The sequence below is a fragment of the Haloterrigena gelatinilytica genome (assembly GCF_013342145.1).
Classification (GTDB): domain Archaea; phylum Halobacteriota; class Halobacteria; order Halobacteriales; family Natrialbaceae; genus Haloterrigena; species Haloterrigena gelatinilytica.
Map to the genome: position 1 here is coordinate 2548228 of NZ_JABUQZ010000001.1, position 13297 is coordinate 2561524.

General features: G+C 68.9%; 7 protein-coding genes and 1 pseudogene. 5 read left to right on the forward strand and 3 right to left on the reverse strand.

What is annotated here, in order from left to right:
- Positions 1-49 precede the first annotated feature (49 nt).
- Positions 50-1852 (reverse strand): aldehyde ferredoxin oxidoreductase family protein, encoded by a 1803-nt coding sequence (locus HTZ84_RS12685; RefSeq protein ID WP_174681018.1) that lies wholly within the window; start codon positions 1850-1852, stop codon positions 50-52.
- 109 nt (positions 1853-1961) lie between these two features.
- On the reverse strand, positions 1962-2240 hold the full coding sequence (locus HTZ84_RS12690; protein ID WP_174681019.1) for a hypothetical protein: 279 nt from the start codon (positions 2238-2240) through the stop codon (positions 1962-1964).
- 273 nt (positions 2241-2513) lie between these two features.
- Here HTZ84_RS12690 and HTZ84_RS12695 point away from each other — a divergent pair, with 273 nt between their 5' ends.
- The 5 genes and pseudogenes from HTZ84_RS12695 to HTZ84_RS12715 all read left to right on the forward strand — a co-directional run bounded on the left by HTZ84_RS12695 (position 2514) and on the right by HTZ84_RS12715 (position 12050).
- The gene (locus HTZ84_RS12695) at positions 2514-3806 is read left to right on the forward strand and encodes an L-lactate MFS transporter (protein WP_174681020.1); all 1293 of its coding nucleotides are present in this window, start codon (positions 2514-2516) and stop codon (positions 3804-3806) included.
- A 178-nt stretch (positions 3807-3984) separates the two neighbouring features.
- Positions 3985-5514, forward strand: coding sequence for an NADH-ubiquinone oxidoreductase-F iron-sulfur binding region domain-containing protein (locus HTZ84_RS12700; protein WP_174681021.1), 1530 nt, complete (start codon positions 3985-3987; stop codon positions 5512-5514).
- A pseudogene (fdhF, locus tag HTZ84_RS12705) lies at positions 5511-8878 on the forward strand (formate dehydrogenase subunit alpha). Before HTZ84_RS12700 ends, fdhF begins: the two are co-directional and overlap by 4 nt.
- Positions 8879-8987: 109 nt before the next feature.
- The gene (locus tag HTZ84_RS12710; protein ID WP_174681022.1) at positions 8988-9734 is read left to right on the forward strand and encodes an NAD(P)/FAD-dependent oxidoreductase; all 747 of its coding nucleotides are present in this window, start codon (positions 8988-8990) and stop codon (positions 9732-9734) included.
- A gap of 102 nt (positions 9735-9836) precedes the next feature.
- A complete protein-coding gene (locus HTZ84_RS12715; RefSeq protein WP_174681023.1) occupies positions 9837-12050 on the forward strand; it encodes an IucA/IucC family protein in 2214 nt (737 codons plus the stop codon).
- A 73-nt stretch (positions 12051-12123) separates the two neighbouring features.
- Here HTZ84_RS12715 and HTZ84_RS12720 read toward each other — a convergent pair whose 3' ends face one another.
- Positions 12124-13260 carry a polymer-forming cytoskeletal protein gene (locus HTZ84_RS12720; protein ID WP_174681024.1) on the reverse strand — a complete coding sequence of 379 codons (1137 nt, stop codon included), beginning with the start codon at positions 13258-13260 and terminating at the stop codon, positions 12124-12126.
- Positions 13261-13297: the final 37 nt, after the last annotated feature.

Sequence of the window (13297 nt, forward strand, 5' to 3'; positions counted from 1 at the left end):
ACGGGGTCACCCGCTCGCGGTCGGTCGGGATCGGACGTCTCCGTCCGCGTCACTCTTCGGGAACGGACGACGTCGAGGACGCGAGCAGCGAGTCGTCGTCGACCGCTTCGGCGAGGTCCAGTCGCTCGACGGTCGCTCGAGTCGGTCGCCCGTCGGGACCCCAGCCGCGCTTCCGGTAGTATCGGTCGAGGGTCGCCTCGAACCGCTCGCGGTCGACGGCCTCCCCGGCGTTGGGCCCGGACTCGAGGGGCTCTCGAAGCGGCGACGGCAGCGCGTCGTCGGACCGAGTCACGCCCTCCCGGACGTTGAACAGCCGCGTCAGGTTCCAGACCCGCTCGCCGACGGTCGCGAGGTCGCCCAGCGGCTCCAGCCCGACGGCGTCGAGCCACGCCGCGCCGAGGTCGTCGAACGCCTCGCCGACGAAGTCGTCGACGATGAGACACCACAGGACCGACCGTCGATCCTGCTCGGCGACGACGGTCTCGGCCGTGCGGTCGGGGCTCCACTCCCCGTCGAACACCTCGCGCTCGATCGGCCGGGCCCGTCGGTGACAGGCCCCTCGGTCGCTGGTCGCGTACGCCAGCGCCATGCTCTGTGCGCCGCGGGGATCGTACGCCGGCAGCTCCATCGCCTTGACGGTCGGGGCGAGGTCGTCCCCGCCGAACCGCTCGGCGGCCGCGTCGACCCCGTCGGCGAGCGCGTCGCCCAGCGGCGTCTCCCGCGCGGCGATCTCCTCGAGCAGCCGCCGGGCGCCGTCGGGGTCGCCGAAGTCGAGCGAGCGCTCGATCAGGGCCGCGTCGGCGGCCTTGATCGCCCACGCGATCGAACTGCCGGCGCTGATGAGGTCCACCCCGAGCCGGTCGCAGGTCTGGCCCAGTTCCGCCACGGCGTCGAACTCGTCGATGCCGAGGCCGGCCCCCAGCGACATCGACGCGGCCCCGCGCGGGACGTAGTCGCCCTCGTCGGTCTCGACGCGGAAGCCGCCCGGGTCGTCGGTGTCGGCGTCCGCGCTCTCGTTCTCCCGTCCGGTCGCCCGCTCCCTGACCGCGCCGACGCCGATCGCGTCGGCGTCCTCGAACCGGCCGTCCGCCCAGCCGCGGGTCGAGAGCGCGCCGACCTCGTTGGCGAAGTCGACGCTCTCGACCGTCTCGCTCGCTCGCAGCCAGCGGCCGGTCTCGTCGTCGCGGTACCGCTCGGCGGCGGCCTCGCGCAGGGCCGTCAGTCGCTCGTCCTCGAGGGCGGGCGGTTCGCCCCTCGCGACGACGGCCTTCAGGCGCTTCGATCCCATGACGGCGCCGGCGCCGCCCCGGCCCGCGTGGTGGTCGCCCTCGTCGGAGGCGATCGTCGCGTAGGCGACCTCCCGTTCGCCCGCCGGGCCGATGCAGGCCACCGACGCGTCGGGATGAGCCGCCGCCGTTTCGACGGTGTCTTCGCCCCACGCGTCGGTCGGTTCGACGGTCGCCGCGCCGTCCTCGACGACGACGCGGACGGGTTCGTCCGCTCGGCCGGTGACGAGCAGCCCCGCGTTGGGCCCGAGCGCGCCGACGAGCGCGTCCGGGAACGAGCCGCCCGCGTAGGAGTCGAGGAAGCCGCCGGTCAGCGGCGACTTCGTGACGGCGGCGTACCGCGACTCGCCGGGCAGGCGTCCCGAGAGCGGCCCGAGCATGAAGAGCAGGGCGTTCGACGGACCGAGCGGATCGACGCCGGCCTCGAGTTCCTCGTAGAGGTACCGGGCGCCCAGCCCTTTCCCGCCGACGTACCGGCGGAGCCACGCCTCCGGGACGGGGACGCTCTCGACCGTTCTCGTCGAGAGGTCGACGCGGAGGAGACGGTCCGGCGTATCGGGAGTCACTACGACACGGAACGTCGCGGATCGGAAAAAGCGTTATCACCGCCTTCGTCGGTGTCTACTCCGTGTCACGATCGTCACGTCGAGGCGTCGCGACGCCGTCCGCACCGGCTCACCGCAGTTCCATTCCCTCGGCGCGCTCGGCGGCGAGTTCCGCGATCTCGTCGACGGTGCTGTCGGAGCGATCGGCGAGAACGCGGGTCAGCATCCCCAGCTGGATCGCCGCGGCCTCGCGGAGTTCGGACGCCTCCTCGGTGTCGTTGCCGAAGTAGTACTCGTGGCGCCCGTCCTCGTGGACGAGCCCGGCGTACACCGAACGGAGCTCCGCCTCGTCGTCCGTGATCGCTGCGGCCGCTTCCGCCTTGACTTCCTCGAACTGGGGGTTCGTCATATCACGAACGCCGTTCTCGAGGGACTAAATCGGAACGGTCCGGAGCCCGCGACTCGAACGGCGTCGGCCCGATCGGCGAACGCGAGTATCGCGGACCGCTCCGCGCGGTCGCTCGGTGCGACCGATACCCGGCCGTAATTGAAAACCGAGAGACAGTATTCTCCGACGATGAACGCTGGATAGTTTAATTGGCGTTTTAACCTGTGATAATCTAATCGTTTAGGTCCACCAGTTATAAACTGTTAAAAATGACCCGTCGTATTACGGTGGTGTATGTCAGGGGCAGACACAGAGAAGAATCGATGGTTGATAGCGCTCTCCGCCGTCGCGATCCACCTGTCGATCGGTTCGATATACGCGTACAGTGTCTATCAGAATCCGCTCCAGGAACTCCACGGGTGGAGCATCTCCGACGTCACCTTCGCTTTCACCGTCGCCATCTTCGTCCTCGGTATCTCGGCGGCGTTCCTCGGCAAGTACGTCGAGAAGTACGGCCCGCGGCTATCCGGACTCACCGCGGCGGTGTTGTTCGGCGGCGGGACGATCCTCGCCGGCGTCGCGATTCAGGCCGGGAGTTACGTCGGCTTCCTCGCGACTTACGGCGTCCTCGGCGGTGCCGGCCTCGGTCTCGGCTACATCTCCCCCGTCTCGACGCTCGTCGAGTGGTTCCCGGATCGCCGCGGCATGGCGACCGGGATGGCGGTCATGGGCTTCGGTGCCGGCGCGCTCATCACCGGGCCGGTCGCACAGGAGCTGATGACGTCCCTTTCCATCCCGATGAACTTCTACGTCCTCGGGACGGGCTACTTCCTCGCGATGGCCCTCGGTGCGAACTACCTCGCCAAACCGCCCGCTAACTGGGTCCCCGAAGGGATGGATCCCGACGAACTCGAGAACACCAACAGCAAGGGCGTCACCGTCTCGAGCGATCTGGCACAGCTCACGGCCAACGAAGCGATCAAGACCAAGCGGTTCTGGCTCGTCTGGACGGCGCTGTTCATCAACATCTCCGCCGGGATCATGCTCCTGTCGGTCGCCTCGAACATGACCCAGGAGATCACCGGCGCGTCGGCCGCGCTGGCCGCCTCCATCGTCGGCGTCATCGGCGTGTTCAACGGTGCCGGCCGCATCGGCTGGGCGAGCGTCTCGGACTACCTCGGTCGGACGACGACCTACGCGGGGTTCTTCGCCATTCAGATCGTGGCGTTCGCGCTGATGCCGAACATCTCCAACGTCTGGATATTCGCCGCGTTCATGTTCGCCATCGTCACCTGCTACGGCGGCGGCTTCGCCTGCCTCCCCGCGTATCTGGGCGACCTGTTCGGAACGAAGGAACTCGGCGCGATTCACGGCTACTCGCTCACCGCGTGGGCGCTCGCCGGCGTCGCCGGACCGACGCTCGTCTCCAAGATCGTCGAGCAGACCGGGAGCTACTCGCTGTCGTTCTATATCGTCGCCGCCACGCTCCTCGTCGGCCTCGGCTGCATGGCGCTCCTGCGTTTCGACATCGAGAGCATCAAAGCGGAACAAACGGAGGGAAGCGCCGCACAGCCGTCGATGGACTGACGCCGCGAGCGACGCGGGGTCCGAGCGGAGACGGCCTCGTCCGTCGAGCGGCGACGAACGGAATCGCGAGCTTCCCCGATACGATCGCTGCGATACCACCGCAGACGCGGCCGCGACGGCCGCGTCGCGGCCGTCGCGAATACGGAAACTGAAATGACTCGAACGAGAAATGGTACCGATGACTGATACGCGCGCGGTCGAGCGATCGACGGTCCTCCGGGTCGCAGCCGACCCGACCGCCGACCGCGAGATCGCGTACGAGACGGCCCGTAGTACAGCCGACGCCGTTCCGGTCGTCCGGACCGGACCGACCGGAATCGACGCGGTCGAGCCGCTGGTGCTCGCCACCGTCGACGGCCGGACGGCGTTCCACCCCGATCCGGACCGATCGACGGTCGCGGACGTCGTCGCCGCCCTCGAGGACGGCGACCTCCTCTCAGCGGAAGCCACCGCGGTCGTCGAACACGACCCGGAAACGGGGTCACTTCCCGCCCCCGAGCGCGGCCCGCTGTCCGTCGGCCGCCGCGACGTCCTCGGCCCGTGCGGGTGGGTGAATCCGCTGGTCCCCGAGGACTACGACCTCGTCTCGACCGAACGGGACGCGGGGGACGTCGGTGGCGCCGGACTGCTCGGCCGCGGTCGCGGAGACGCGACCGCGAACGAGGACGTCGGCGAGACGTGGGCGACGGTCCGCGAAACCGACGGCGACCCGATCGTCGTCGTCAACGCCAACGACGCCGACGACCGCCAGCGCGTCGACCGGACGCTGCTCGCGGCCGCGCCGATCGCCGTCCTCGACGGGATCGCGTCGATCGCCGAACACGTCGGCGCCGAGGACGCGGTGCTGTTCGTCGACGAGACCGACACCGACCTCCACCGCCACCTGACGGCGGCCATCGACGCCGCCGCCGACGCGCTTCCCGTCGTCCCGCAACTGGTCGCCGGTCCGGACGAGTACCGCGCCGGCGCGCCGACCGCGGCGCTCGAGGCCCTCGAGGGCAACGACCGAATCGAGCCGCGGCGACAGCCGCCGTCGCCGGCGGTCCACGGGTTGTACGGCCGCCCGACGGCGATCCACTCCGTCCGGACGGTACTGCAGGTGCGGCGACTGCTGACGGACGAGACGGACGGCGCGTCCACCGCCGACGAGACCGGCCGCGACCCCGGGACCCGCCTGTTCACCGTCACCGGCGACGTGGCGTCGCCGGCGACCGTCGAACTCGGACCCGAGGACGCCCTCGAGACGGTCCGCGAGGCCGTCGATCTCGAGGGCTCGTTCAAGATGGCCTGCGTCGGCGGCGTCCTCGGTGGACTCACCGAGTCGCTGGACGTGCCCGCGACGGCCGACGCGCTGACCGCGGCCGACCTCGGGACGGAGGGCGCGATCGAACTGCTGAACGACCAGCGGTGTGCGGTCGCGACCGCCGGCGAGCGGGCGCGGTTCGCCGCCGCCGAGAACAGCGGCCGGTGTGTCCCCGGCCGCGAGGGAACGAAACAGCTGACGGAACTCCTGCGGGACGTCTACGACGGCTCGCTCGAGAGCGACGCGATCCGCGAGCTCGGACGCGTCATGTCGCGGACGAGCAACTGCCGGATCGGCGCGCGCGCGCCGCGGCCGGTGCTCACGGCGATGGACGCGTTCGAACCGGAGTTCCGCGCGCACACCGACGGCCGCTGTCCGAGCGGCACCTGTACCGAGAACCTATGAGTACGAACCTGAACACCGACGCGAACACAGATACGAACGCGAACGAGGCGCTTCCGGGCGTTCCGGACCTCAGCGACCCGCGAGCGGAGACGCCGGTCACGGCCGAGTTCGAGACCGGGACCGCGAACGATCCCGAGGCCGGCACCCGCGGCGACGAGCCGACGACGGTGACGGTCGACGGCGAGCGGGTGACCGTCCCGCCGGGCTCGACGGTCATCGACGCGATGGAGGCCGTCGACGACGACGTCGTCAGCGTCGGCTCCGGCGTCGACGGCATCGACGACGAAGACGATACCGACGTCCCCGCGCTCTGCCACTACGACCGCGACAGCGACTGCGGCGACGAGATCGGGCCGCGCAGCGAGTGCCGGACCTGCATGGTCGAGACCGACGAGCACGGGCTCGTCCCGTCCTGCTCGTTCCCGGCCGAGGACGGCCTCACCGTGGAGACGGACACGCCCGACGCGGAGGAGAGCCGCAGCGTCAACCTCGATCTGCTGCTCTCGAACCACAACCTCCGCTGTACGACCTGCAACGGTAACGGCCGCTGCGAACTGCAGGCGACGGCGATCAGCGAGGGCGTCGACCACCCGCGGTACGGCGTCTTCGACGACCGCGATCAGTACGAACCCTCGACGACACCTCGTCGTTCATCCAGATCGACCGGAACAAGTGTATCCTCTGTAACCGGTGTGTCGAGGGCTGTAACGACGTGCAGGTCGAGGGCGTCCTCCGCATCGAGGGCCACGGCGAGGACACCCGCATCGGCTTCCAGTCCGACGCCGAGACGATGGCCGACTCCGACTGCGTCTCCTGTGGCCACTGCGCGACCGTCTGTCCGACGGGCGCGCTGACTGAGAAAGACATCGGCGGCGCTGCGACGCTTCCGCTTCCGGGATTCACCCAGCGCAACTCGATCGGGACGGTCCTCGACGGCGAGGACGCGGAGACGCTCGACGACACGACCGCGCCGAACCGGTCGCCGAACCCCGGTGGCGACGTCTCGGTCGGCACCACGGCGACCATGAACAACGAGAAGCGCGGTATCGCCGGCTTCATGGAGCGGGCCAAGGAGAAGGCCGCCGACGCCGCCAGCGAGTACGGGAAACAGGCGTTCCTCGCGGCCGAACACACCGCCGAGGGAATCGCCGCGAACGTGCTCCCCGAGCGCTACATGTTCGATATCGCCGAGGCGGTCGGGAACCACCAGTTGGACAAGATCGATAAGGAAGAGACGACCTGCGGCTTCTGCGCCGTGGGCTGTCGCTTCGAGATGTGGGGCGAGGACGGCGACACGCTGGGCGTCGAACCCGTCGACGACCCCGCGGACGCGCCCGCCAACGACTTCTCGACCTGCGTGAAGGGCAAGTTCGGCCACGAGTTCGCCAACAGCGAGAACCGGCTGACCAGCCCGTTGATCCGTAACGACGACGGCGAACTCGAGGAGGCCTCCTGGGACGAGGCCCTCGATCTGGTCGCCGAGCGGCTGACCGACATCCAGGACGAGCGCGGTATCGACGCGGTCGGCTGTCTCGCCTCCTCGAAGGGCAGCAACGAGGAGGCCTACCTCGTCCAGAAGTTCGCCCGACAGGTGCTGGGGACGAAGAACGTCGACAACTGCGCCCGGCTCTGTCACTCCTCGACGGTCGCGGCGCTCCAGCAGACGGTCGGCTACGGCGCGATGACCAACCGCATCAACGAGGACGTCGGCGAGGCCGACGCCTACCTCATCAGCGGGTCGAACACCACGGAGTCACACCCGGTCCTCGCGACGCGGATCAAGCAGAACGTGCGGGACGGCGCCGACCTCGTCGTCTTCGACCCGCGGAAGGTCGACATCGCCGAGCACGCCGACCACTACGTGCGGACGAACCCGGGCTACGACGTGACGTGGCTCAACGGGCTCATCCGCTACATCATCGAGCACGACCTCCACGACGAGGCGTTCATCGAACGCAACACGAAGAACTTCGAGGAATTGAAGGAGAAGGTCCAGGCCTTCACCCCCGAGAAGGTCGAGGAACTGGCCGGCGTCTCGCCCGACGAGCTCGCCGAGGCCGCCGAGACCCTCGCCGAGGCCGACTCGGTCGTCTTCGGCTGGGCGATGGGCATGACCCAGCAGAGCACCGGCACCGAGAACCTGCTCGCGATGGCCGACCTCGCGCTGGTGCTCGGTCAGTTAGGGAAACCCGGCGCCGGCCTCTCGCCGTTCCGCGGCCAGAACAACGTCCAGGGCGGCGGCGGCGACATGGGGACGCTCCCCGGCAGCCTGCCCGGCTACCAGGACCCGTCCGACGAGGACGTCGCCGAGAAGTTCGCCGACGCGTGGGGCGAGCGACCGCCCGAGGAACCCGGTCTCACGGTGCCCGAGATGCTCGCGGAGGCCCACGAGGGCAACCTCGAGGGGCTGTACGTCGTCGGCGAGAACCCCGCGCTCTCCGAACCCGACGTCGAACACGCCGGCGAGGCGCTCGCGGACCTCGAGTTCCTCGTCGTCCAGGACATCTTCATGACCGAGACCGCCGAGCACGCCGACGTGATCCTGCCGGCGGCGACCTCGCCGGAGAAACACGGCACGTTCACCAACACCGAGCGGCGGATCCAGCGGGTCCGGCCGACCGCGGAGCCACCGGGCGAGGCCCGCCAGGACTGGGAGATCACGCAGGCGCTGGCGCGCCGACTCGGCTACGCGTGGGACTACGACCACCCGCGCGAGATCATGGACGAAATCAGCGATCTCACACCAATCTACGGCGGGGTCAGCTACGAGCGCCTCGAGTCGGGCGACGAGCACGGGCTCCAGTGGCCGGTCCCCGACGAGGACCACCCCGGCACGCCGTACCTCTACGACTACGAGGAGGGCGAGTTCAACTTCCCCGACGGCAAGGCGCGGTTCGTGCCCGCCGACGGGGGTCATCCCGGGGAACTCCCCGACGAGGACTACCCCCTCACGCTCACCTCCGGCCGGGTCCTCTACCACTGGCACACCGGCCAGATCACCCGCCGCGTCGAGGGGCTGATGAGCCACGTCGGCGAGAGCTTCGTCGAGATCAACCCGTCGACGGCCGACGAACTCGGCGTCAGCGACGGCGAGTACGTCCGCGTCGAGTCCCGCCGTGGCGAGATCGTCGTCAAGGCGCAGGTCACCGAGCGCGTCGGTGACGGGACGCTGTTCATCCCGATGCACTTCGCGGCCGGCGCGGTCAACAAGCTCACCCAGGAGACGTTCGACCCGCAGGCCGGCATCCCCGAGTACAAGATCTCGAGCGTCCGGCTCGAGCCGCTCGGCCGAGAAACCGACGTGACGGTGCTGCAGACGCCGGACGTCGGCGCCAGCAGCGGGCCCGGCGTGGCCGACGACTGACGGTCGCCCGACGGTCCCGCGGTTCCGGAACTCGTTTTTCGCTCCGTCTCCGTCCCGCTCCGAACCCGAGACGGCAACCTTCTATACCGCCGCCGGGCAACGGACCCCCATGCGAGACGTCTGTATCGTCGGCGGCGGCGTCGCCGGCCTCGCCGCCTCGATCTTCACCGCTCGCGCGGATCTGGACACCCTCGTCGTCGACGGCGGGGAGTCGATCCTCGCGCGCAACGCCAGCCTCGAGAACTACCCCGGGTTCCCCGACGGCGTCGACGCCCGGCGGTACCTGCGACTCACCCGCGAGCAGGCACGGACCGCGGGCGCCGAATTCGAGCTCGGACGCGTGACCCACGCCGAACCGGTCACCGAGGGGGAACTCGAGGACGGGTTCGTCCTCGAGACCGAGGGCGGCGATCCCATCGGGACGCGTCGCATCGTCGCGGCCTCGTGGCCGAACAGCGACTACCTCGAACCGCTGGACGTCGGGCGGATGCAACGGGGCAACAAACACTTCGTGAGCGTCGACGAGGGCGGACGGACGGCGGTCGACGGCGTCTACGCCGCGGGCCGAATCGCCGACGAACCCCATCAGGCCGTCGTCGCGGCCGGCCACGGCGCGAAAGTCGCCCTCGCGGTCATCTACGACGCCGACGTCGCCTTCTATCAGGACTGGGTCACGCCGGAGGGCTACTTCACCGGACGCAACCGCGACGTGCCGCCGGGCTGCGAGGAGATCGACGACGAGGAGCGCCGCGAGCGCGACGAGAAGGCCCGAGAGACGATGCGCGAGGCACTCGCCGAACCGTTAGACGAGCAGCCGACGATGCACCCGAGCGTCGACCTCGACGACGAGGACTGACGGCGACTGCACGGGACCGAGTCGGGCGGTCGCAACCAGTGTATCGCCGCCCGATGAGTTAACAGGTGGCACGTGGAAGGTCCGGTCCGTCGTCGCTCTACCATGACCGGGACGAACCGCGGGCCTCGCGACCGCCCCACACTCCGCACGGCGGCCGAACGGGCGACCGTCGGTACCGCGACCCGATACGCTCGGACGCACGACCTCTCGCAGCCGGCCGAGGCCGCCTATCTCGAGGCCCTCGAGGGTTCCCGACGCGAAATCTGCCATCGATTCGCCCGCGGGATACTCCGCGGCGATCCGGCCGGGTTTCCCGCGGCTCGGTTCGTCGACCTCGAGTCGACGTCGACGTCGGCCGTCGCGGACGCGATTCGGACGTCAGCGATAGCGTCGGTGCTCGAGGGAGGATCCCTCGAATCGGTCGCCGACGCCGTCGTCGCGGCGGTTCCCGAATCCTGTCGTCGACTCGCCGTCGTCCCGTGTTCCGACTCCAGGACCCTCCTGTTCGTTCCGATCGAACGGCGTCAGGGCTACGATCGGTACCAGCCCGTCGGGCCGCTCTATCGCTGGACGGCGGGAGACCTCACGGCGCTGGATCACCCCGTCGATCTCGTTCCGATCCTCGAGTGCGAGGGGGCGTTCAGCGACGCCGAGCAGGCCGAGCGGATCCGCGGTGAGGTGGCCGAGAGCGTCGCCAATCTCGCGCTCGCGCGACTGGCCGGCGACGCTCACGCGCGGACCGTCGCTCGCGACGAGAACGACGCCGAGGCGGACGAATGTCCGCTCGAGACCGTCGCGGACGTGATTCCGGCGGCCGACGACGCCGCCGCGTTCGAGCGCATCGTCACCGACGGCCACCCGTTCCATCCGAGCGGCAAGATCCGACGCGGAATGACTCCGGCGGAGGGGCTGGCCTACGCGCCCGAGTTCACCGACCGGATCGATCTCCGGTTCGTCGCGATCGACCGCGAGTACGCCCTCGAGACGCGCGCCGGAGAGCACGCGGACGGCGGGACCGGGGTCGACGGCGAGCGCCTGACCGATCGCCTCTTCGCGACCTTCGACGGCCTCGAGGACGCGCTCGAGCGAGCGCTACCGGCCGACCGCGATCCGGACGCGTGCGCCGTCGTTCCCGTCCATCCCCTCCAGTACCACCGAACGATCCCGGACCGCTACGCCGACCGGATCGACGACGGTCGCGTCGTCCCGATTCCCGACTACGCGCACCCGGCGACGCCGCAGTTGAACCTCCGCACGGTCGTTCCGTACGACATCGACCGAACGGCCCACGTCGACGGCCCGCTTCCGCACCTCAAACTCGCGATCCCCGTCCAGACGACTAACGTCGTGCGGACGCTGTCGCCCCACGCGGTCGCCAACGGACCGCAGGTGACCGACGTCGTGCGGGCGATCGCCGAGCGGGTATGCCTCGAGTCGCTGGGGCTGCTGGCCGAACCCGCGGCGACCTGCTATCACGCGCCCGGCGGCCCCCATCCGTGCGGCGAGGCGTACGACGACGCCCGGCACCTGTCGGGATTGCTGCGAACGAATCCCGCGGCGCATCCGCTCGTCCGGAACGGTCCGGACAGCGCGTACCCCGTCGTCGCCTCGAGCCTCGTCGCCGACTCGCCGGTTTCCGGCCGACCGCTCGTCTGCGATCTGATCGAGCGGTACGCGACGGCGCGCGGTCGTTCGGACCGCGCGGACGCCGCGCTCGCGTTCCTCGAGCGCTACGCCGCGGTCGTCGTCCCCGAACAGTTGCGGCTGTGTTGCAAGTACGGGATCGCCCTCGAGAGCCACCTCCAGAACAGCCTGGTCGTCTTCGACGCCGCGGACGCGACCCCGACGGCGACGCTGATCCGGGACCTCGGCGGCATTCGGGTGCACGAGGGGCGACTCGAGACCCGCGAACTCTCGCTCGAGCCGTATCCGGATTCGGACCTCGAGGCCGACGGTGAGGCCGATCTCCACCGGAAACTGTACTACGCGCTCTTCCAGAACCACCTCGCCGAACTCGTCGCGACGGTCTGTCACGAACTCGGCGTCGACGAGCGCGCGTGTTGGGAGCGAATCCGGGAGCAGTGTGAGCGCGCGTTCGCTGACCTGCGCGCCGACGAGGGCGTCCCCGAGGAACGGATTCGGCGCGACGAACACGCGCTGTTCGACGAGCCAGCGACGCACAAGGCGCTGACCGCGATGCGACTGCGGGGGAAACGCCACGAGTACGTCACGAGCGAGGTGTCGAATCCACTGTCAGAACTGTCAGACGCGGCTCGAGCGGCCGGCCGCTCGGATCGTGCTCGTCACGGAGAATAGACGATCGGAGGGCGACTATGCAGCGATTTCGAGATACTCGAAGACGTTGCTCGGTCCTGAACCGGTTCATCGATCAGCAGCCGTTGTTCTCGTCGGCGTCGACGGTCCCCTCGACGGTCGCCGATCCCTCGCACGTAATCGTGCTCGCCGTCGCATCTCCTTCGATCGTCGCGCCGTCTTTGAGCAGCACGTCCACGCCGGTTACGTCGTTCCGAACGACCGCGTTGCTCTTGAGCGTGACGTCGTCGTCGGCGTCGAGGGTATTCTCGACCGTCGATCTGGATTCGAGCGTCACTTCGCCTGCAGTAACCGGCCCCGTGATGATGCTGTCCGATCCGATTCGAACCGTATTACGATCCGCGAGGACGTCGCCGTCGATCGACGATTCTCCCTCGAGTTTCAGTAGTTCGTCAGTGCCGGTCACGGTTACACCGTCCCCGACGTATGCGTCAGTGAGAGAGACCGACCGTTTCTCGGACAGAATGCGCTCGCCCACTTCGGTGTCCCTCTTGAGCGCGACCGTATCGCTTTCCGCGCTATCGGGAATCCTGAAATCGCCGGTGATCGTCCACTCGGTCTCTAGCTCGGAGATCCGTTCACTGTCGACATCGCCGTTGATCGTTCCACCGTGGAGATCGAGACTGCCGGCCATACTCAGATTGGCCATCCCGTTCAGTTCGCCACCGTGCATGGTCAGATCGACGTCGACCCGCTCCGAGTCGTCACCGAGGTTACACGTGAGTTCCTCGCCGGACGTGATCGTCAGTGACCCGTCGTCGATCGCTTCCTCGCACAGGCCTAACGACACGCCGCGTAACTCGTACGTATCCACCAGCGTACCCGAACTGATCACCTGAATCACGTCGCCCTCCTCGAGCGAGTCCGGACAGTCGCTGCCCTCGAGAAGCGTGACCGAGCCCTTTCCGAGCGTCCCGTCGCCGTCCCAGGAGCCGCAACTCCCGGCGCCCCGCAGTTGGAGTTCGGTGTTCCCGGCGGACAGGCCTCGAGCGTCGGCCAACGCGATCAGTACCGTCCCGTTCTGGTCCTCTTCGTAGACGATATCGGCCTCCGGCGACCGATCGATGAAGTCCGTCCCGAGAATCGCCGTCGCGAGGATCGCCATCGTTATCGTCACGATTCCGACGAGCAGCACCGTCCCGATGACGATCGAGATGCCGCGGTCTCCCCACTGAAGCTGACGTATCCGCATCGGTCGTAGTTTCAATCACAGTGACTAACACTTTGTG